The sequence below is a fragment of the Streptomyces sp. NPDC001514 genome (assembly GCF_053597075.1).
Genome location: NZ_JBSFHO010000050.1, coordinates 1 through 20,300, shown reverse-complemented (window position 1 = coordinate 20,300; position 20,300 = coordinate 1). Strand labels below are relative to the sequence as shown.

The 20,300-nt window shown below is 72.1% G+C and carries 15 protein-coding genes; 10 read left to right on the top strand and 5 right to left on the bottom strand.

Going from position 1 to position 20,300, the window contains the following annotated elements; translation table 11 throughout:
- Positions 1-67 precede the first annotated feature (67 nt).
- Both ACWCXB_RS34380 and ACWCXB_RS34375 read left to right on the top strand, forming a co-directional pair.
- Complete coding sequence (locus ACWCXB_RS34380; RefSeq protein ID WP_450728051.1) at positions 68-1,600, top strand: aminotransferase class I/II-fold pyridoxal phosphate-dependent enzyme; 1,533 nt, start codon at positions 68-70, stop codon at positions 1,598-1,600.
- 64 nt (positions 1,601-1,664) lie between these two features.
- Positions 1,665-2,600, top strand: coding sequence for an ABC transporter substrate-binding protein (locus ACWCXB_RS34375; RefSeq protein ID WP_450728049.1), 936 nt, complete (start codon positions 1,665-1,667; stop codon positions 2,598-2,600).
- Between the two features lie 296 nt (positions 2,601-2,896).
- On the opposite strand, the gene ACWCXB_RS34370 is transcribed toward ACWCXB_RS34375, so the two are convergent.
- Positions 2,897-3,775 carry a (2Fe-2S)-binding protein gene (locus ACWCXB_RS34370; protein WP_450728047.1) on the bottom strand — a complete coding sequence of 293 codons (879 nt, stop codon included), beginning with the start codon at positions 3,773-3,775 and terminating at the stop codon, positions 2,897-2,899.
- A 189-nt stretch (positions 3,776-3,964) separates the two neighbouring features.
- Between ACWCXB_RS34370 and ACWCXB_RS34365 the strand changes: the two genes are divergently transcribed.
- Genes ACWCXB_RS34365 through ACWCXB_RS34350 form a run of 4 tightly spaced genes read left to right on the top strand, consistent with a single transcriptional unit; the run spans position 3,965 to position 10,010 of the window.
- A complete protein-coding gene (locus ACWCXB_RS34365) occupies positions 3,965-5,158 on the top strand; it encodes an ATP-grasp domain-containing protein (protein WP_450728045.1) in 1,194 nt (397 codons plus the stop codon).
- The gene (locus ACWCXB_RS34360) at positions 5,155-6,981 is read left to right on the top strand and encodes an IucA/IucC family protein (RefSeq protein WP_450728043.1); all 1,827 of its coding nucleotides are present in this window, start codon (positions 5,155-5,157) and stop codon (positions 6,979-6,981) included. Before ACWCXB_RS34365 ends, ACWCXB_RS34360 begins: the two co-directional genes overlap by 4 nt.
- Positions 6,982-6,987: 6 nt before the next feature.
- The gene (locus ACWCXB_RS34355; RefSeq protein ID WP_450728041.1) at positions 6,988-8,790 is read left to right on the top strand and encodes an IucA/IucC family protein; all 1,803 of its coding nucleotides are present in this window, start codon (positions 6,988-6,990) and stop codon (positions 8,788-8,790) included.
- Positions 8,787-10,010, top strand: a complete 1,224-nt coding sequence (locus ACWCXB_RS34350; protein WP_450728039.1) for a type III PLP-dependent enzyme — start codon at positions 8,787-8,789, stop codon at positions 10,008-10,010. Before ACWCXB_RS34355 ends, ACWCXB_RS34350 begins: the two co-directional genes overlap by 4 nt.
- Here the strand turns inward: ACWCXB_RS34350 and ACWCXB_RS34345 are convergent.
- Positions 10,000-10,299 carry an antibiotic biosynthesis monooxygenase gene (locus tag ACWCXB_RS34345; RefSeq protein ID WP_450728037.1) on the bottom strand — a complete coding sequence of 100 codons (300 nt, stop codon included), beginning with the start codon at positions 10,297-10,299 and terminating at the stop codon, positions 10,000-10,002. The genes ACWCXB_RS34350 and ACWCXB_RS34345 overlap by 11 nt on opposite strands.
- A 234-nt stretch (positions 10,300-10,533) precedes the next feature.
- Here ACWCXB_RS34345 and ACWCXB_RS34340 point away from each other — a divergent pair, with 234 nt between their 5' ends.
- The gene (locus ACWCXB_RS34340) at positions 10,534-11,244 is read left to right on the top strand and encodes an AAA family ATPase (protein WP_450728035.1); all 711 of its coding nucleotides are present in this window, start codon (positions 10,534-10,536) and stop codon (positions 11,242-11,244) included.
- Positions 11,245-11,279: 35 nt separating this feature from the next.
- Here ACWCXB_RS34340 and ACWCXB_RS34335 read toward each other — a convergent pair whose 3' ends face one another.
- Positions 11,280-11,810: a hypothetical protein gene (locus ACWCXB_RS34335; protein WP_450728033.1), complete on the bottom strand. Its 531-nt coding sequence runs from the start codon at positions 11,808-11,810 to the stop codon at positions 11,280-11,282.
- Positions 11,811-12,028: 218 nt separating this feature from the next.
- Here ACWCXB_RS34335 and ACWCXB_RS34330 point away from each other — a divergent pair, with 218 nt between their 5' ends.
- Positions 12,029-14,230, top strand: a complete 2,202-nt coding sequence (locus ACWCXB_RS34330) for a SpoIIE family protein phosphatase (protein WP_450728031.1) — start codon at positions 12,029-12,031, stop codon at positions 14,228-14,230.
- 2 nt (positions 14,231-14,232) lie between these two features.
- Positions 14,233-16,725: a SpoIIE family protein phosphatase gene (locus ACWCXB_RS34325; RefSeq protein WP_450728029.1), complete on the top strand. Its 2,493-nt coding sequence runs from the start codon at positions 14,233-14,235 to the stop codon at positions 16,723-16,725.
- A 37-nt stretch (positions 16,726-16,762) separates the two neighbouring features.
- Here ACWCXB_RS34325 and ACWCXB_RS34320 read toward each other — a convergent pair whose 3' ends face one another.
- Complete coding sequence (locus tag ACWCXB_RS34320; protein WP_450728078.1) at positions 16,763-17,734, bottom strand: ArsR/SmtB family transcription factor; 972 nt, start codon at positions 17,732-17,734, stop codon at positions 16,763-16,765.
- Between the two features lie 58 nt (positions 17,735-17,792).
- On the opposite strand from ACWCXB_RS34320, the gene ACWCXB_RS34315 reads away from it, so the two are divergent.
- Positions 17,793-19,070: an MFS transporter gene (locus ACWCXB_RS34315; protein ID WP_450728027.1), complete on the top strand. Its 1,278-nt coding sequence runs from the start codon at positions 17,793-17,795 to the stop codon at positions 19,068-19,070.
- Between the two features lie 21 nt (positions 19,071-19,091).
- Here ACWCXB_RS34315 and ACWCXB_RS34310 read toward each other — a convergent pair whose 3' ends face one another.
- Positions 19,092-20,117, bottom strand: a complete 1,026-nt coding sequence (locus ACWCXB_RS34310) for a helix-turn-helix domain-containing protein (protein WP_450728025.1) — start codon at positions 20,115-20,117, stop codon at positions 19,092-19,094.
- Positions 20,118-20,300 lie beyond the last annotated feature (183 nt).

Below are 20,300 nucleotides of genomic sequence, written 5' to 3'. Positions count from 1 at the left end.
AGTCTATGGAGGGATGCATGGAACTCATGTATTCCTCGATAGCCGGCGCGATGGGACGCTCACCGGCGTGAACACCAGAACCACCGCAGCGGCCCCCGACGCTCCGCGGACCGCACACGCACCTGCCCGGCAGCACCGCGCCCCGTACGCCGAGGCGCTCCGGGCCCACGCGAGCCGCAGCTGGGTACGGCTGAACGTCCCGGGCCATGCCGCGGACACGGCCTCCTTCGAGCGGCTCACATCCCTGCTCGGGCCCGCAGCACTCCGCCTGGACTTCCCGCCGCTTCTCGACGGCATCGACCTCGGCACCGATGCTCCGCTGCACGAGGCGCTGGCCCTGGCCGCGGACGCCTGGGGTGCCCGCCGCACCTGGTTCCTGACCAACGGGGCGTCGCAGGGCAATCAGATCGCCTCGCTCGTGGCACCGGCGCTCGGCCGCGTCCTGGTCGTCCAGCGCAGCGTCCATTCGAGCGTCATCGACGGTCTGGTGCTGTCGGGGCTGGACGCCGCGTTCGTCCAGCCTTCGGTCGACGCGGACCAGGGCATCGCCCACGGGGTCACTGCGGAGGACCTGGCCAGGGCGCTCGCCGCGCACCCGGACGCGGCAGCCGCCTACGTCGTCTCCCCCAGCTACTTCGGTGCGGTCGCCGATGTCCGGGCCCTGGCCGACACGGCGCATGCCGCCGGTGTTCCGCTCATCGTCGACGAGGCATGGGGCTCGCACTTCGGCTTCCATCCGGACCTGCCGCAGAACGCGCTCGCCCAGGGCGCCGACCTCGTCACGTCCAGCACGCACAAGCTGGCAGGCAGCCTCACCCAGTCGGCGATGCTCCATCTCGGCCACGGCCCGTTCGCGAACCGGCTGGAGCCCCTCGTGGACCGCGCCTTCCGCCTCGTCCAGTCGACGAGCGCGAGCGCGCTCCTCATGGCATCACTCGACGTGGCACGAGCGGCGCTCGTGGCGGGCCGCGACGCCGTCGCCGCATCGGTGGAAGCCGCGGAGCAGGTACGCCGCGCGGTCCGGAGGCTCGGCCGGTACCGGGTCGTGAGCGACACGTTCGGGCTGTTCCCCGACATCGTGGCCGCCGATCCCCTGCGGATCGCCATCGACACCCGCAGCGGCGGTATACCCGGTCACGAGGCGCGCCGCCTTCTGTCCCGCGACCACCAGATCATGGTGGAGGTCGCGACCGACGCCGCGATCGTCGCCGTGGTGGCGGCGGGCGCCACTCCCGACACGGACCGCTTCATCGAAGCCCTGCACTGTCTGCCTTCCCCTCTGACCGGCGCCGGTACGGACGCCAGGGCCCACATGCGGCTTCCGGTCCCGGGCCGGGCCCGGCTCACCGCGCGCGAGGCTTTTCTCAGCCCTTCACGCGTCGTGCCGGCCGCGGAAGCCGTCGGCATGATCTCGGCGGACACTCTGGCGGCCTATCCTCCGGGGATCCCGAACGTGCTGCCGGGCGAGGTCGTCACGGCCGAAGTGGTCGATTTCCTGCAGCGCACCGCCGCGGCCCCGAGCGGTCACGTACGCGGCGCGCTCGACCCGGCCGTGTCCCGTCTTCGCATCGTTGATCCCGAAGCCTGGTTCTCTTCCTGATCCATCCGTACGCTGCATCCGCTGCTCCCCCCTCAACTCCCGCCCGAACCACGGAGAATCCACCATGACCAGACACATCGCCGTACGCCGAGCCGTGGCAGCCGTCGCCGCGTCGGGCCTCCTCTGCCTGCTGGCCGCCTGTGGTGACCAGACGAAGGACGAGGGCGACGAGAACGCCCCGGGCACGGCGTCCGCGCCTCTGGCGGACAAGCTTCCCGCGTCGATCCGTGGCAAGGGCGTCATCAAGGTCGGTTCGGACATCGCGTACCCGCCGGTCGAGTTCAAGGACGACACGGGCAAGACGGTCGGTATCGACCCGGACCTGGCGGACGCCCTGGGCAAGCAGCTCGGCGTGAAGTTCGAGTTCGAGAACGCCACCTTCGACACGCTGATCACCGGTCTGCGCTCGAAGCGCTACGACATCGCCATGTCGGCGATGACCGACACCAAGGACCGTCAGAACGGTGTCGACTCCCAGACCAAGAAGAAGGTCGGCGAGGGCGCCGACTTCGTCGACTACTTCACCGCCGGTGTCTCGATCTACACCAAGAAGGGCGACGACAAGGGCATCAAGACCTGGGCCGACCTGTGCGGCAAGAAGCTCGTCGTCCAGCGCGGCACGGTCTCCGAGGACCTCGCCAAGGCGCAGGCACTGAAGTGCCCGAGCGGCCAGAAGCTGTCGATCGAGGCGTTCGACAACGACCTCGAGGCCCAGACCCGCCTGCGGGCCGGCGGTGGCGACGCCGGCGCGTCCGACTTCCCCGTGGCGGCGTACGCGGCCAAGACGTCCGGCGGCGGGAACGACTTCCAGATCGTGGGCGAGCAGGTCGAGGCGGCGCCGTACGGTATCGCCGTGGCCAAGTCCAACACCCAGCTGCGCGACGCGATCCAGGCCGCGCTCGACGCGATCATCAAGAACGGCGAGTACGGGAAGATCATCGCGAAGTGGGGCGTCGAGGCCGGCGCGGTGACCGAGGTCAAGATCAACGGCGGCGTGTGACCGGGCTGCCCCGGGCGCTGCGCAAGGGCGGGCCCCCCGGGCCCCCGTACCGTCCGGGGGCCCGGGTGTCCGTCCTCGAACGCCGGACCGGCTGGAAAGTCCAGCCCGTCCGGCAGCAGCCTGGGCCGACCGGGGCGGCCACTCCTGATGTCGTCACTCACGGGGCTTCGGTACGCACCCGACCAGGTCGGCCAGGAGGCACTCCCACGTAAGACCCCCGGCCGCAATGCGGCACAGGAGTCCGACAACGGAGGCGGAAAGTCCACGTCCGTCAAGGCGTCATCATGCCGACGGCGTCATTCCGACCTGGTGCCGGGCTCCGCGTCGCCCTCGAGGCGGCGCAGCCGCTCGGCGTCACAGGTCCGGGGGCAGGTGCCGCACGCCTCGGCCGGGCGGATCGCGTAGTACAGGCAGCAGCCGAGACGCGTACGGGTGGGATACGACTGCCCGTCGCGGCCCGCGAGGCGACGGAAGTCCGCGCCACCGGGGAACGGCGGCACGGGTCCCGGCAGCAGTTCGCCCGCCGCCCGTACGGCCTGCTCCTCCTGCCCCAGCGCCCGGCCCAGGTACCAGACGCCGGAGACCAGGTCGTCGCCCACCATGCCCCACAGCGCCCGTGGCCCGCGCCGCACCCGGGGGCCGATCGCGGCCAGCAGCGGCCGTACGTGGTCGGCGACCGCGGTGCGCAGCTCGGCCCGCAGTGCGTCCTCGTGCGCCAGCACGCGTATGCCGGGCAGTGCGGCGGCCGGATCATCGGGCAGGCACGCGAAACCGCCGGGGACCACGGCGAACTCCCCCGTCGTCAGACTGATCCGGACGTCCTGCGGGCGGATCCTGGGCACGCGGCGTTCGAGGTACCAGGGGCCGCTCATCAGCAGACAGACGGACCAGAGATAGTCGTGCAGGACGCGGGACGCCACGACATCGCGCCGGGCGGTGTGCGCGTACCGGCTCTGGATGCGCAGCGCCTCGGAGTCGAGATATGCGTCGAGGAGTTCCGGACGGACCGCCAGTTCGGCGCCGTCGGCCCACCCTTGGCCGGCCCGGGAGCCGGGCTCCGCGACGTCCGCCTGCCACGGCCGGCAGATCGCGGTGAGCCGCCGGTAGCCCGACGCGAGCAGGGCGGAGCAGCTGACGGCGGGGCCGGCCGAGGGACATGCCGGGGCCAGGGTCACGGGCGCTCCTCAGCTCAACGGGGGAACACAAGGAAAGGTAAGGCTCACCTTAACCATACGAAGATCCTTCCGCGTCAACCGGGGCCGTGTCGCGACGAATTGACAGAGTTAGGTGTGCCTAACCTAGGCTCTCGCCTCGTGTCCTCGACGTCTGGGGGCACGCGACTCCCTGCACGGAAGTGATCCCTCATGCAGATGTACCTGCTTGCCCTGAACCCGACCGACTCGGTCACCGAGGGATTCCTCCCCGCCGCCCGGCGGCTCGGCCTCGATGTCACCGTGCTCACCGACCAGCCCGGGGCGCACAGGGCCGTCGCCTCGGACGTCGAGGTCCTGGAGTGCGAGGTGCGCGACTTCCGCGCCGTGATCGCCCGGATCTCGGGCCACCGCGCACCGGACGCGGTCTTCAGCAACAGTGACCATCTGCAGACCCAGACCGCCCTGGCCGCCGGCTACTTCGGTCTTCCGGCCAAGGGCTGGCAGGCCGCGCTGCGCACCAAGGACAAGGCGGAGATGCGCCGCCACCTGGCCGCCGCCGGTGCCGACTCCGTCCGGTCGGTGGAGCTCGCCCCCGGAGAGGAGCCGGCCGCCGTGCCCGCCGCCCTGGGCATGCCGTACCCCTGTGTGGTCAAGCCGCGCGAGGGTGTGGCCAGCGAGGATGTCTTCCTCGTCGAGGGACCGCAGGAGCTCGTGCGGCGCTGCAAGGAGATCCGGGCGCGCCGGCCGGGCGCGGCGCTGGTCGTGGAGGAGTACCTCCCCGGCGAGCTGTACACCCTGGAGACGCTCGGCGACGGACGTGTCCGCCACCTGCTCGGCGGGTTCCGTACCGAGCTCTCCCCGCCCCCGTACTTCATCGAGGAGCGCCTGACGTACGTCCCGGCCCACCCCGGGCCGGTGGTCGAACAGATCCTCACCCAACTCGACGCGCTCGGCGTCGGGTTCGGCGCCTGCCACACGGAGTTCGTGGTGCACGCGGGGCGCGCCCGGATCATCGAGGTCAACTACCGTGCCATCGGCGACCAGTGCGATCTGCTGCTCGCTCAGCTGCTGGACATTCCGCTCTTCGAGCACATCCTCCGTACGCATCTCGGCGAGCCGCTGCCTGCGGACCTGGGTGTGCGCACCGATGTCGCGGCGCGGCTCGACTATCCGTGCGCGGACCGGGCCGGGACCCTCACCTCCGGTCCCGGCGCGGCCGATCTGGAGTACGGCGACGTGAAGCTGGCCTACCGGCCGCTGCGCGGGATCGGCGAGCGCCACGAGCTCCACCGCACCAACCGTGACTTCCTGGGCGTCGTCCGGGCCACCGGCACCGACCAGGCGCAGGTGGACCGGGCTGTGGCCGAGTTCCTGGGCGCGCAGCGCTGGGAGATCACCCCGTGACGCCGTCGGTGGCCGGGGCCGCCGGCACCACGGAGGCGGAGCTGCTGCTTCGCGTGCTGAGCGCCCTGCTGCGCGAGGACGTGGTGGGACTGCGCACGCGCAGCGCGCCGGTGGAGCGCCCGGACGGCACATGGCTGCGGCTGGAGATCCCGGATGCGGGCGCGCTGCTGCTGCCCGTACGCGAGGACGGCTTCCAGTGCGAGTGGGGCGCCCGGAAGCCGCTGCTGCGCCGCGAGTCCGCCGATCCGGCAGATGCCGCCGGTCCAGCAGATGCCGAAGGTGCCGAAGGTGCCGCAGGGACGGACCTGACCACCTGCGAGGAGGTCCTGGCCGAGTTGAGGGCTCTGGCCGCGCCCGAGGACCGCGGCGGCTTCGACGCGTTCGCCGACGAGTGCCGCCAGACGCGTGCCGCCGTGCGGCTGCAGGACGATTCGGCGGACGAGGTCCTCGCGACGCTGGCCGCGCGGAACGGTGCAGACCCCGCCCACTGGACCGGGCTCTCCGGCGGCCTGGCCCATGACACGCTCGCCGCCCGGCTCGACCACCCCGTCTATCCGACCGCCCGCGGCCGCTCCGGGCTCACCGCGGGAGGGCTGCGGGCGTACGCCCCCGAGTTCCATCCCCGTTTCGCCCTGCGCTGGCTCGCCCTTCCCAGGGACGCGGTCACCGTGGCGGGCGGGCCGGCTTCGATCCCCGCACCGCCGCCATCGGCGCTCGGGCTTCCCGGACTCGACGAGAGCCATCTCGCTCTCCCCGTCCATCCGCTGACCGCGGCCGGCCCCCTGGACGACGCCGTGCGCGCCGTAGGGCTCGGTGGCCACGCCGTCCTGGCGGGGCGACCGCACCTCGACGTCGTGCCGACGCTGTCCATGCGGACGGTGGCACTCGCCGACGACCCCGGGGTCCATCTCAAACTCCCGCTGGCCACCTCCACCCTGGGCAGGCTCAACCGGCGCACCATCAAGCCCGGCACCCTCGTCGACGGCGCGGCGGCCCAGCGCCTGCTGGAGTCCGTGGCGGCCCGCGAGCCCCGCTTCAAGGACAGTGTGCTGCACGCCGACGAGACGTCGTCCGCCCACGTCGGGCACGAGCTGCTCGCCGTGCTCGTACGCCGCCTCCCCGCCGGACTGGACGACGCCGTCGTCGTGCCGATGGCCGGGCTGCTGGGCCGGGCACCAGGCGGCGGAGGCGGCCGGCTGGTCATCGACCGTCTCGCCGACCGCTTCTACGGCGGCGATCCGCTCGCCCTCCTCGACGCCGTGCTCACGCTGCTGTTCGACTGGCAGACCACCCTCTTCGGGTACGGGATCGCGCTGGAGTCCCACCAGCAGAACGTGTCGCTGGTGCTGGACGAGCGGGCGGGCCGGCCGCGGGTCCGGCTGCTGCTCAAGGACAACGACGGCCCGCGCGTCAACCGCGTCCGGCTGCGCGAGGTGCTCGGCGCGGACGCTCCGGACCCGTCGTCGTTCGACGATGCACGGATATGCGGTGACGGCGACGGGCCGGTCGTCGACCTGTTCACCACCATCACCGTGCATCTGTGCGCGGGCGCCTACGCCTTCGGGCTCGCCCGGCTGGGCCGCGCTCCGCTGGAGCGGCTGCTGCGGCTCGTACGCGAGCGGCTCGCCGAGGCGGTGGAGCGTCTCGGCACGCGGCCGGGAGAGCCCGGTGCCGTACTGCGCGAACGCGTCCTGGACGCACCGCGGTTGCCGGTCAAGGCGATGGTCTCCGCGGGAACCCTGCTCACCAAGGAACGCTCGGGAGCGTCCGACATCAACAAGCACTACACATCCGGTCCCAACTATCTGCTGCGGGGAGCGTGACCGGCGATGACATCGACCTACTCCTCCGCCCACCGTTCTGCCCCGGCCGGGCTGCCCACCGCGGACGAGGCGGTGGCGCACACCCTGCTCAACTGCCTGCTCCGTGAGGTGTCGGGCCCCGAGCACCAGACCGCCGTCATCGACGGCCATCTGCTGCTGCGCCTGTCCCGGCAAGGGGTCCTGCTCCGGGTCGCGCTCCGCCGCACGTCACTCCTCGGGGCGCACCGTTTCCGCGGTCCGGTCACCGAGCAGACCGACGGTGGCTGGTCCGCGATCGGCTGGCAGCGTCTCGCGGAGTATCTGCACACGGAGCTCTCGCTCCTGACGGGCTCGGGCAACGACGAATTCCTGGACCAGGTCGCCTCGAGCCATCAGGGGGTGTCCGCGGCCCTCGCCGTCCCGCGCCCGGCCGGCGACCACGCCGACCCACGTGCTGCGTATCTCGCGTCCGAGCAGTCCCTCGTCCTCGGCCACCGCTTCCACCCCACGCCCAAGGCCCGCGGCGGCGACCCCGCCGCCTGGTCCGCGTACGCCCCTGAGGCCGGCGCCTCCTTCCCGCTGCAGCTGCTCGCCGTCCGCGACCATCTGATCGCCGAGGAATCCGCCGAGCCCGGCGCCGCCCAGCCGCTGGACCGGTTGGGGCCGGTGCCCGAGGGGTACCGGCTGCTGCCCGCGCACCCCTGGCAGTACGCGCTGCTGCAGGACCACCCGTCGCTACGGGCGGCCCTCCGGCGGGGCGATGTCGTCGACCTCGGCCCGGGCCGGACGGCCTTCGCCGCCACCGCATCCGTGCGCACCCTCTTCGACGGCGACACCTTCCTGAAGTTCAGCCTCAACGTCCGCATCACCAACTGCCTCCGGAAGAACGCCCGTTACGAGCTCGGCGGCGCGGTCGCCCTCACCCGTCTGCTCGGCCCCGCTCTCGCGGATCTGGCGGCCCGCTTCCCGGGCACCGGCCTGCTGCGCGAACCCGCCTACCGCAGCCTCGCCCTGCCCGGACCGGACGGCAGCACCGTGGTCGACCTGCTCGAAGGCTTCGGCGTGATCGTGCGCGAAGGGCTCGACCGGCATCTTCGCCCCGGGGACACCCCGCTCCTCGCCGCGGCCGTCGCCGACGAGTACCCCACGGGGCCCGGCCATGTCTCCCGGCTCCTGGCCGGCGCCGGCCCCGGTACGGCTCTGTTGTGGTGGCGGGCGTACCTGGAGCTGCTCGTCCCGCCCGTCCTGGCCGCGTACTTCGACCACGGCGTGGTCCTCGAACCCCATCTGCAGAACGTGCTCGTCTGCGTGGACGCCGACCGCAGACCCGTCGGCATGCTCTTCCGCGATCTGGAGGGCACCAAGCTGCTCCCGGAACATCACACCGTCGCCCTCACCGCTCTTCCCGAAGACGTGGCGGACGCGTTGACGTACGACGCCCGGCGCGGCTGGGACCGGGTCGTGTACTGCCTGGTGGTGAATCATGTCGCCGAGTTGCTCGCCGCCCTCGCCGATCTGCACCCGGGGAGCGAACCTGCGCTGTGGTCCGAGGTCCACCGCACGCTCCGGAGGTACGCCGACGAGCACGGCTGCCCGCCCCGTCTGAGCGCCCTGCTCGCGGGCGAACCGCTGCCCGCCAAGGCCAATCTGCTCACCCGCTGGGCGCGCACGGCCGACCGGGAGGCGGGCTATGTGCGCCTGCCTTCCCCGCTCGCCGCGGACGTGCTGTCCGGCGCGAGCCGCGCCGACGACACCGACCCCACCGACCGAACCAACCGGACCGACCCCACCGCCGGTATCGCCGGCACCGACGCCTGGAAGGCCCGTTGACCACCACCGCCCTGACTCCCCCGGTCCGCGCACGCGCGCTGTCCCTCGCGTCCGGGGAGCTGCCCGCCTATCTGTACGACCTCGGCGCGCTGCGCGAGCATGCAGCGTCGGTCCGGTCGGCTCTGCCCGAGCGGGTCGAGCTGTACTACGCCGCCAAGGCCAATCCCGAGCCGGAGATCCTGACCGCTCTCGCGCCGTACGTGGACGGCTTCGAGGTCTCGTCGGGCGGCGAACTCGCGCATGTCGCCAAGGCCGTTCCCGGCCGTCCGCTGGCGTTCGGCGGCCCCGGCAAGACCCCCGCCGAGACGACGGCCGCGCTGGAGGCGGGCGTTGAGCGGTTCCATGTGGAGAGCGTCCAGGAACTCCACATGCTGGCGGATCTCGCCTCCCGTGTGGTGCCCGGGTCGCGGGTGGCGGTCCTGCTCCGCTTCAACCTGCCGCTCGCCGACGGCGCGTTGAAGGCGAGCGCGCTGTCCATGGGCGGCCGGCCGACCCCGTTCGGCCTGGACCCGTCCGAGGCCGATGCCATGATCCGTCTGCTCACCGACGGCAGCCGTCCGCACCTGGAACTGCGGGGCGTCCACGCCCACCTCGCCAGCGGTCTCGACGCCCCGGCGCAGATCTCCGTCGCCGAGTCCGTCGTGACCTGGGCCGTGCGCCTCGCCGACCGCCATGGCCTCGTCCTGCGCGAGGTGAACGTCGGCGGCGGGATGACCGTCGACTACGCCGAGCCCGGCGCCCGGTTCGACTGGGCGGCCTACGGGGCGGGCCTCGCCCGCCTTGCGGCCGCCCACCCGGGTCTGCTGCTGCGCATCGAGCCGGGCCGCGCTCTGACCGCGTACTGCGGCTGGTACGCCACCGAGGTGCTGGACGTGAAACGGAGCCTGGGTGAGGAGTTCGCCGTCGTCCGCGGGGGCACGCACCATCTGCGCACCCCCGTGACGAAGGGCCATGACCAGCCGTGCGTGCTGCTGCCGGTGGACGCGTGGCCCCACCCGTGGCCGCGGGCCGCGTCCCGGGAGGACCTGATCACGCTGACCGGTCAGCTCTGCACGCCCAAGGACGTCCTCGCCCGTCGTGTTCCTGGGCAGGGTGTGCGGGCCGGGGACCGCGTGGTGTTCGCGCTCGCGGGTGCGTACGCGTGGAACATCTCGCACCACGACTTCCTGATGCATCCCCGGCCCGGCTTCCACTTCCTGGACGGTGCCGTCACCGGTTGAAGTGGCTGAAGCCCACCTCGAATCCCTCGACGGAAAGGATCCGCTGGCCCTCTCTCCGTGCGGTCTCCTCACGGATCTGCGCGCCCCTCTGCTCGCTGGCCAGCATCGCCGCTTCGTCCTCCCAGAGAGTCATTGACACCGCCTTTCCGGTTGACCGGTCGACGAGGTAGTAGACGCCGACGAATCCGGGCACATCCTGGATCTGCTTGACAACCGCTTCCGAAGTCGCCGACAGGTCGCCTTCGGCGGGGACGGGCGACCCCTGATAGGTGCTCAGTCTCGCGAACATCGCAGCACCCCTTCCCTCGACGACCGTCGGCCGGATGGCCGACGGCCCCAGACCAGCCTGCCCCGGCGGACCCCGGACCGCATGCCGACAGGGGAAAGGCGCTGCTCAGCGGGCCCGGGCCGCCCCGAGCCGCCCCTCCATCGGTCCCCCGGTGCGCCCCGAGTCGATCGCCGGGGTTGCCCCGGGGAGCCCAGCTGAGGATGCGGACGGCGCCTCGCTCGATACAATCTGCAGGTGATCATCGAACGCGCGTACGCATACGGCTCCCCGTACGACGCGGACGCATGGCCCTGGTCGGTGCCGTGCGTCAGGCAACTCCTCGGCGAGGGGCTGCGGTTCACCGCGCCGGTGACCTTCCTGGTCGGAGAGAACGGCTCGGGGAAGTCGACCTTGGTCGAGGCGCTTGCGGAGGGCTTCGGACTCGACTCCTACGGCGGCTCGCACGACTGGAAGTACGCCTCGCACCGCGCGAAGTCGGTGCTGGGTGAGCGCATTCGGTTCGACGCCGCCCGGCACGGCCGCCGTATGGTCAGCAGCTGGTCGGCACGCAAGGGCTTCTTCCTGCGCGCGGAGACCGCCATGGACGCCCTGGACCGCGAGGGTTTCGCACCGGACACGGTCAGCCACGGCGAGGGATTCCTGGCCGCGTTCCGCGGGAAGTTCCTGCGCACCGGGCTCTATGTGATGGACGAGCCGGAAGCGGCGCTCTCCTTCACGTCGTGCCTCGAACTCGTCGGCCACATGGATCAGTTGGCGAAGAACGGCAGCCAGATCGTCTGCGCGACACACTCACCGCTGCTGACCGCCCTGCCCGGGGCGGACATCATCGAGGTCGGCGAGCACGGCATGCGCCGGGTGGAGTGGCGCGACCTCGGCCTCGTCGACCACTGGCGACGGTACCTCGCCGATCCTCAGGCGTATCTGCGGCACGTGGTCGAACCTTAGGGATCACGGTCCGCGCCGGCCCCGCCCGCCGCCGGTCAGTGGCCCGCGAGGAGCTTCACGGCCACGACCCCGACGCCGATGACCGCGTCCAGCAGGCCGGAGACCAGTGCGCTCAGCGGTCCGCTCCCCATCCGCAGGCCGGTCCGCCAGCCCCACAGGAACAGGGTGGCCACTTCCACCCCGGCACTGATCAGCAGGGCGGTGACCAGATCCAGCACCCCGAGCGCCGACGCGCCGATCAGCACCAGCGGCCCCACGGCGGTCAGCAGCAGCGGGCTGGAGACATGCAGGGTCGTCCGGAGCTCCTTCCGGCTCGCGCCGCGGCCGCTCACGGCCCGGTGCGCCTGCTCGTCCGCGACCACGGTGGCCAGCCAGACCCCGAGCGCCGTCACGGCCACGGTGAGTGCCGCCTCGGCATGTTCGGGCACGTCCGTCTCGGCCAGGGCCACCACGACGGCGGTCAGGGTGAGGGTCGCGTAGATGCGTTCCTTGAGCCGGGCGGCCGCGATGTCGCCGGCTCGGGCGGCTGTTGCGGCGGTGTTCCGCTGCGAATTCAGCGAATTCATGCGTGCGCCCTTCCGCGGCGGAGCCACTGTGGCAAAAACGCCCATACCATGCATTCGGTGACATACCGTAGCCGACCGGATGCGGAGATGCCCCGTAGGTGGCTCCGCTCGCCGACGGCAGCGGCTCGGATAGGGTGTTTTGGTAGTAAACACACCTGATGAGACGCATTGCCCGGGTGTGGCCGTCGGGCACAGCGCCCCGGGGTTAGGTCGTTGCGTTGGACACACACAAGCCGACGAGCGATGTGCCGGACCAGCCGTTGTCGGTGGTCGGGTATGCGGGGGTGCTCAGCGACCTGCTTCCGATCGCGCTGTGGAGGGTCGATGCGCACGGGCGCATCGACGAGTGGACGCTCGCCGCCCAGGAACTGCTCGGCTACGCCCCGGAGGAGCTGCTGGGCCGGTATGCGGTGCCGGTACTGGTGCCCGAGGCCAACTGGCAGCTGGCCGATGAGCTGGCCGCGAAGGTCCTGGCGGGCGAGGCGCTCGTCGGAACGCTCCCCGTGCGGCACCGCGACGGGCACCTCGTGCACATGGAGATGTGGATCTGTCCCGCCCCCGACACACAGGGAGGAAGGGGCACCCTGATCATCGCGGCGGAGACGTCCGCGGTGATGCACATGCGCGATTCGCTGGCGGCCTTGGAGGGCCTGTTCGCGCAGTCGCCCATCGGCCTGGCCATGGTGGGCCCCGATCTGCGCTTCATCCGGGTCAACGACGCGCTGGCACGCATGAACGGGGTCCCTGCGGCCGGGCATCTCGGCAAGCGGCCGACCGAGGTCGCGCCGGGGGTCAACACAGTGGCCCTGGAGACGGTGATGCGGCAGGTGATGGACAGCGGTGAGGCGGTCGTCGACGTCCGCCGCACCGGTCGCGCCACTGCCGACATCGGTTCCGGGCCAGGCGCCAGGTCCGGGTCCGGCGCCGGGCCTGAGCCCGGGTCCGGGTCCGGCGCCGATTCCGACCGGATGTGGTCCTGCTCCTGTGCCCCGCTGGTCGACCGCACCGGCCGGAGGCTGGGGCTGATCGCCTCTCTGATCGACATCACCGACAGACACGAGGCGCAGATCGCCGCCGAAGCGGCACGCCGGCGCTTCGCCCTCCTGGCCGAGGCGAGCACCCGTATCGGGACCACCCTGGACCTGCGGCAGACCGCCGAGGAGGTGGTCCAGCTGCTGGTGCCGCGGGTGGCCGACTCGGCCGACGTGCAACTGCTGGCGGACGTGCTCGACCCCGACGAGACCAGCGCGTCCACGCAGGGCGTGGTGCGTCGTCTGGCGGCCGCCTTCCCCGATCCGTCGGCCCCCACCGCCCAACTGGCCGTCGGTCAGACCTTCCAGGTCCCGCTCGGCTCCGTGTACGAGCGGGTCATCGCCGAGGGGCGCCCGATGAATCTCCGCCTGGCCGACCTCCCCGCGCTGATGCCCGGCCCCAAGGCCGCGCCGCTGCGTGCCTACCTCGGTACCCTCATGGGCTCGGCGCGGCTGGTGCCGCTCGTCGCCCGCGGCAAGGTGCTCGGCGCCGTGGTGCTGGCGCGTATCCGCAGCCGTGAGCGCTTCGGCGAGGAGGACTGCGTGCTCATCGACGAGCTCGTCGCCCGGGCAGCGCTGAACATCGACAACGCTCGCCTGTACACCAGCCAGCGGGCGGCGGCGCTCACGCTGCAGCGCAGCCTGTCGAACAACGTGCTGCCCACGGTGACCGGCCTGGAGCTCACCGGACGCTACCTCCCCGCCAGCGACCACGAGGTCGGCGGCGACTGGTTCGATGCCATCGTCCTGCCCGACGGCAGGACCGGGCTGGTCATCGGCGACGTGATGGGGCACGGCATCCATGCGGCGGCCGTCATGGGACAGCTGCGCACCGCGGTGCGCACGCTGGCGCGGCACGAAGTCCCCCCGGACCGGATGCTCCGCTCCCTCGACGCCGCCGTCGCCGACCTGGGCGAGAACGAGATGGCGACGTGCGTCTACGCGGTCCACGACCCGGCCGCCGGCCGCTGTCTGGTCGCCAGGGCCGGCCATCCGCCCCCGGCTGTCGCCGACGCCGGGGGGACGATCGCGTTCCTCGACGGCCCCTGTGGCACGCCTCTGGGGGCGGGCGGGCAGGACTTCCAGACCGAGCAGGTGCCGCTGCCCCCCGGCAGTCTGCTGGTGCTGTACACCGACGGCCTCATCGAGACACGCCACCGTGACCTCGACCAGGGCATGAAGGAACTCGCCCGGGCACTGCGGGAGCTCGACCACCCGCTGGAGAGGATCTGCGAACGCATCCTCGGCCGGCTGCTGCCCCCTGTGGCGCAGGACGATGTGGCCGTGCTGCTCGCCAGAGCCCTGCCGCATCCGGACTCGGTCATGACTCACCCCTGGCGGCGCCATGTGCACGGCCCCGCCGGGGACGCGCAAGGGCAACGGTGGTAGCGATGGACACACCGGTGAGGGCGTTCGCCGAGGGCCCGGACGACCCGTTCGCGGCGCGCCGCGCGGCCTCGGTGGTGCTGGATGCCCATGGGCACGTCGTCGGCTGGAGCGAGCGTGCCGAGGCGCTGCTCGGCTACCCGCCGGAGGAGGTGCTCGGGCGCCGGGCGGCCGAATTCCTGGTCCATCCCCGCGACAGCGCCGTCGTCCTGGACGCGGTCGCCGCGTGCACCCGCGACCGCGGGTGGTTCGGCATCGTGCCTGTCCGCCACCGCGACGGACACCGCATCGCGTTGGGCTGCCGGGCACGAGTGATCGTGAGGGGCGGTGCCCACGACGCACACACCTCGCACGCCTCCCCCCGCGAGTGGTTCCTCGTCGCCGCGCCCGCCGAAGAGGTGCTCCAGTGGGAGACGGACCGCTCCGTACTCGACGGAGTGTTCAGCCGCTGCCCGATCGGCGTGGCCGTCCACGCACCGGACCTGAGCATCCTGCGGGTGAACCGGGCGCTCGCCCGGTTCAGCGGGCTCCCTGTGGAGAAGCACCGAGGGCTGCGCATCGGTGACTTCGTGATCCAGCAGGACACCGACACCGTGGAGAGCCAGCTCCGGGAGGTCCTGAGGACGGGCCGGTCCTCGGTCTTCGCCGAGCAGCACTGCCGAATGCGGCAGGACCCCACCCAGGACCTGGTCGTGTCGGTGTCGGCGTTCCGGCTGGAGGACGCCTCCGGCCGGATCCTCGGCGTGACACAGACGGTCGTCGACGTGACCGAGCGCCATCGGGCGCGCCATCGGCTCGCCCTGCTCAACGAGACCAGCGCCCGCATCGGGACCACGCTGGACGTGGCGAGGACTGCACAGGAGCTGACAGAGGTGGCGGTCCCGGACCTGGCCGACTGTGTCTCCGTGGATCTGCTGGAGCCGGTGGCCCGCGGGGAGGAGCCCGTGCAGGAGCCGTTCACCACCGTGCGGCGGACGGCGGTCCGCAGCATCCTGCCGGACGCCGACGAAATGATGTATCCGGTGGGTCACACGATCCACATTCCGCCCGGTAGTACGCAGGCGCGGAGCCTGGCCGCGCGGCGTCCGGTCCTCGACACGCAGCACGACGGACTCATGGCGTGGCTCGCCATGGACCCGGACCGGGCCGAGCGCGTCCTCGGCCTCGGTACTCCCTCGCTGATGGTGGCGCCGCTGATCGCGCGTGGACTCGTGCTCGGCTTCCTGAGTCTGTGGCGGTGGCGCCGGCCCGACCCGTTCGAGGAGGACGACCTCAGGCTCGCCGAGGAGTTCGCGTCCCGGGCCGCGGTCTGCATCGACAACGCGCGGCGCTACACCCAGCAGCAGGAGACGGCGCTCACGCTCCAGCACAGCCTGCTCCCGGACAAGGTGCCCGTGCACCCCGCGGTCGAGGTCGCCCACCGCTATGTGCCGGCCGATGCCACGACGGGTGTCGGCGGTGACTGGTTCGACGTCATCCCGCTCTCCGGACTGCGCATCGCGCTCGTGGTCGGCGATGTGGTCGGCCACGGCATCCACGCGGCGGCCACCATGGGCCGGCTGCGCACGGCCGTGCACACGCTGGCCAACCTCGACCAAGCGCCGGACGAGGTCCTCTCGCACCTCGACGACCTCGTGGACCGTCTGGCCGCCGAACAGGAGCCGGCCGGCCTGGCCGACGACACCGACGGGAACGGCCCACGCCGCCCCCAAGTCGTCGGCGCGACCTGCCTGTACGCGGTCTACGACCCGGTCTCGCGCCACTGCGCCCTGGCCCGCGCCGGGCATCCGCCACCGGCGCTGGTGACACCGGAAGGAGAGGTTCACCTTCTGGACGTACCCGCGGGTCCGCCGCTGGGTCTGGGCGGACTGCCGTTCGAGACGGCGGAGCTGGAACTGGCCGAAGGCAGCCTCCTGGCCCTCTACACCGACGGCCTCATCCAGGGCCGCAAGCGGGACGTCGACGAGAGTCTGGCGGATCTGTGCGGCGCACTGGCGGTGCCCGCAGCCTCGTTGGAGGACACCTGCCGTGCGGTCGAGGCGGCGTTGCTGCACGACCGGCCGACCGATGAGGTCGCCGACGACGTGGCCCTGCTCGTCGCCCGCACCCGCGTCCTGGCGGCGGAGAAGGTGGCCGTGTGGGAGCTGCCGGCGGAGCCCACCGCCGCCGCGCAGGCCCGGACGCTGACGGCCTCCCAGCTGACCGAGTGGGGTCTGGAGGAGCTGGCCTTCACCACCGAACTGATCGTCAGCGAGCTCGTCACCAACGCCTACCGGTACGGCGGCGGCCCCATCGGCCTGCGGCTCGTCCGCGACCGCCGGCTCATCTGCGAGGTCTCCGACACCAGCAACACCTCCCCGCACCTGCGCCGGGCCCGCACCACGGACGAGGGCGGCCGCGGACTCTTCCTGGTGGCACAGCTCACCGAGCGCTGGGGCACCCGGTACACGCGCGACGGGAAGACCATCTGGGCCGAACAACCACTGGATTCCCCGTAGGCCCGGTCCGGTCGATCGGTCGGTCGGTCGGTCGGGATCAGGCACCGCTGCCCTGCATCAACGCCTCCCCCACACTCGTCCGCGCATAGAGCACCACCCGCCCGGTGCGATGGGCCCGCACGAGGCCCGCCGCACGCAGGGCCGAAAGGTGTTGGGACACGCCGCCCGGGGAGTGGCCGATGCGGCGGGCCAGATCCGTGGTGGAGGCGGGGGCGGCCAGCTCGGCCAGCAGCAGGGCGCGCGTTCGTCCCAGTACGCCGGACAGGGCGTCGGAGCACGGCTGCGCGCGCTGCTCCCACAACGTGCCGATGCCCCGGGGCGGATAACGCAGGGTGGGCTGCCAGTCCATGCTGCCGAGTGTGGAGAAGATCCGCGGCCAGGTGAAGGCCGAGGGGACGAGCAGCAGCCCCCGGCCGTCCAGCCGGCGTACCCCGCGGCCGCAGCCGTGGTTCATGTGCAGGGTGCCCGACTCCCAGGCGAGCTGCGGGTCGAGGTCGTCGAAGAGGCGCCGGGCGCCGCCCTCGGCGAAGTGCTGGGCGCGGTGCAGGATGTCGCCCTCGAAGAGGGTGAGGATGCGCGGCCAGTAGGGCGCGAGCGCCACGTCCCAGTACGCGGTGATCACGTCCGCGAGACGGCCCAGACCGCGCTCGGGGTCCTCGCGCAGGGCGGCAACAGCGGCCAGGGCGCCGGGAGATGTCGTCCGCAGCAGGTCGTGCGGCGTGGACCGCAGTGCGGCGAGCTCCACTTCGAGCGAGGGCTGCGGGGTGGTCGGTGGCGGCACGAGGAAGCCGGGGATGCCGACGGTCGGCACGGCGACCAGTCCGAACAGAGGCGCGAGGTCGAGCTTCGCGGCCTCGAGCCGTGGTCGCACCTGCTCGGTCCAGTGCCGGTGCATGCCCTGCTGGTCGGCGCCCTTGAGCACCCGCACGCTCGCCACCACCTCCCACAGCGGGGAGACCGCGAAGCGCGTACGGGCCACGTCCTCGGCGGAGAACTCGATGTCCACCATCATTCGGCCGAGGCTAAATCATTGGTACGCGCCCGGCGTGCCCGGCACCGTACCGATCATGTCCACAGAGAGCCCCTGGCACATACCCGGCTTCCGCACCCTGTTCACGGCCACCGCGCTCAGCCAGCTGGGCACCAACATCGGCCATGTCGCGGTCCCGTTGATCGCCGTCACCGCTCTTGACGCGAGCCCGGGCCAGGTCGGGCTCCTGGCCGCCCTCAGTACCGCGGCCTTCCTCCTCATCGGCCTGCCGGCCGGGGCGTGGGTGGACCGGATGCGTCACCGCCGGGTGCTGATCGCCGCGGAACTGGCGAAGGCCGGTCTGTTCGCGTCGCTACCGGTGGCCTGGGTGTTGGACGCGCTGACACTCGGACAGCTGTACACGGTGGTCCTGCTGAACGGCTGCGCCATGGTCTTCTTCGACGTCGGCTCGCAGAGCGTGCTGCCCCAACTGGTGGGCCGCGAGGGGCTGGTGCGGGCGAATGCCGCCGTGGTGAGCCTGCAGGCGGCGGGCAATGTGGCCGGCAGGGGCGCGGGCGGCGGGCTCGTGCAGCTGCTGTCGGCGCCGGTCGCCGTGGTGAGCGTGGGCGTGCTGCATCTCGCATCGGCACTGCGGCTCCGCGGGGTCCGCGCGCAGCGCCGAGCGGGGTCGGCGTCTGCGCCGTCCCGTCCCGCGCGGCAACCGGACGGGCTGAGGGCGCAGATCGCCGAAGGGCTGCGCCATGTCCTCGGCAACCGGGAGCTGCGCGCCCTCGCGCTCACCGCGTCGCTCAACAATCTCGGCGCACAGACCGTCAACACCTTGCTGCCGGTTCTCTTCACCCGCGAACTCGGCCTGTCCGCAGGTGTGCTGGGCCTGTACTGGGCGGTGGGCGGTGTCGGCATCTTCCTCGGCGCGCGCTGTGCCCGGCCCGTGGCCCGGCGCCTGGGCCACGGCCGCACGCTGGGGCTCGTCGGTCTCTGCATGGCCCCGACGGCCCTGGTCATCCCGTTGATCGACCGGGGCCCGTGGCTCTGGCTCGCGGGGGCCGGTTGGCTGCTGGCCACCTTCAAGATGGGCATCGACAACGTGCTTGGGGTCAGCCTGCGTCAGCGCCTGACGCCCGATCCGCTGCTCGGCCGTATGAACGCCACCTTCCGCTTCATGCTCACCGGTGCGCTCGCCGTCGGCTCCGCCCTGGCGGGTCTGATCGGTGAGTTCGCCGGAGTGCGCACGGCACTGTGGGTGGGCGGCTGCTGTCTGACGCTCGCCTTTCTGCCCGTGTTCCTCTCGCCGGTACGTACACGGCATGAGCTGCCGCTGCAGGCGGCAGCCGTGCAGGGGCGGGCCGGTTGAGCAGGGCGCCGGTAGCCCGGTTCACGCCCAGCCCCGCCGGGCGGCGTGCCAGCCGAGCTGGACGCGTGTGTCCACCCCTGCCTTGGCCATGAGGTCTCCGATGCGGCGCTGGTACGTGCGTCGTGAGATGCCCAGCTGGCCGGCCGCGGTCTGGTCGGTCAGCCCGGAGAGCATCAGGGTCAGGATGCGGACGTCGAGCTCGTCGATGTCGCCGGTCGGGGTCTCGGTGACTCCGTCGCCCGCCGCGCTCGGCGACAGGGGGTAGGCGCGTTCCCACGCGGCCTCGAAGTACGCCATCAGCACGTCCAGCAGTCCGCTGGGGTGCACCACGATCGAGGCGGCAGCGGTGTTCCGGTCGGCGGAGAGCGGGACCATGGCCAGGTCGCTGTCGGCGATCACCAGCTTGACGGGCACGGACTCGGTCACCCGTACCTCCTCGCCCCTGGTGAGGGCGTCGAGCACCTCGCCGACCATGCCGGGCAGCGTCAGCAGCTCGCGCGGCACCATCGCCCGGTAGTGGATCCCGCGGCGCAGGCCCGCGAAGGCGGCCTCGTTCTGCCGGTGCGGTACGACGGCCAGATGCGGCACCATCATGGACCGCACCTCACGCCGGGCCGAGTTCTGCAGCTGGGCGAAGCGGTGGCGCACGGTCTCGATGTCCGTGATGACCTCGACGACGTCGGAGGCGCGGTCATGGGCCGCCAGCCGGTGCTGCTCGGCGAGGTTCAGCAGATCGAGCTCCGCGGCGCGCAGCGCGTCCCGGCGCTCCCGCAGGACCGGCCCGAGTGCGACGGTCGGCGGCGCGGCGGTGAAGACGGTTTCGCAATCGCCCGTTTGCGAGAGGTCTGTCGGGTTCATCCGGTCTGCGGCGTCCGCGGGGTGCGCCGTCACGAGGCCGAGCCCGGCCAGGGCGGTGAGCAGCCGGTGCACCTCGGCCGGTGACCGGCCGAGATCGTCCGCGAGTTCGCCGGCACTCCCGCTCGCCCGCACGATCAGGTGCCGGTAGATCTCTTCCTCGGCGGCGCCGAGCCCGAGCGCGGCAAGCATGGAACCTCCCCCACATGGTGCTGAGGGCCGTGACAATACGAGAGGCGGCCCCGGGCACGAAGCCCGGGGCCGCCACTACGCCGACGGTGCTAGGTGTATTGACCCGCAGCGTTGTTGACGCGGCTGATCGGAGGTTGCCCTCCGATTGCGGTGTGGCAGCGGTGGTGGTTGTAGGTGTGGAGG

Excerpts from the sequence above, each read along its gene's own strand:
- ACWCXB_RS34345 (WP_450728037.1), bottom strand. The coding sequence starts at position 10,299 with ATGTTCGCGAGACTGAGCACCTATCAGGGGTCGCCCGTCCCCGCCGAA.
- ACWCXB_RS34320 (WP_450728078.1), bottom strand. The coding sequence starts at position 17,734 with ATGGTGGACATCGAGTTCTCCGCCGAGGACGTGGCCCGTACGCGCTTC.
- ACWCXB_RS34375 (WP_450728049.1), top strand. The coding sequence starts at position 1,665 with ATGACCAGACACATCGCCGTACGCCGAGCCGTGGCAGCCGTCGCCGCG.
- ACWCXB_RS34365 (WP_450728045.1), top strand. The coding sequence starts at position 3,965 with ATGCAGATGTACCTGCTTGCCCTGAACCCGACCGACTCGGTCACCGAG.
- ACWCXB_RS34310 (WP_450728025.1), bottom strand. The coding sequence starts at position 20,117 with ATGCTTGCCGCGCTCGGGCTCGGCGCCGCCGAGGAAGAGATCTACCGG.
- ACWCXB_RS34335 (WP_450728033.1), bottom strand. The coding sequence starts at position 11,810 with ATGAATTCGCTGAATTCGCAGCGGAACACCGCCGCAACAGCCGCCCGA.
- ACWCXB_RS34355 (WP_450728041.1), top strand. The coding sequence starts at position 6,988 with ATGACATCGACCTACTCCTCCGCCCACCGTTCTGCCCCGGCCGGGCTG.
- ACWCXB_RS34315 (WP_450728027.1), top strand. The coding sequence starts at position 17,793 with ATGTCCACAGAGAGCCCCTGGCACATACCCGGCTTCCGCACCCTGTTC.
- ACWCXB_RS34325 (WP_450728029.1), top strand. The coding sequence starts at position 14,233 with ATGGACACACCGGTGAGGGCGTTCGCCGAGGGCCCGGACGACCCGTTC.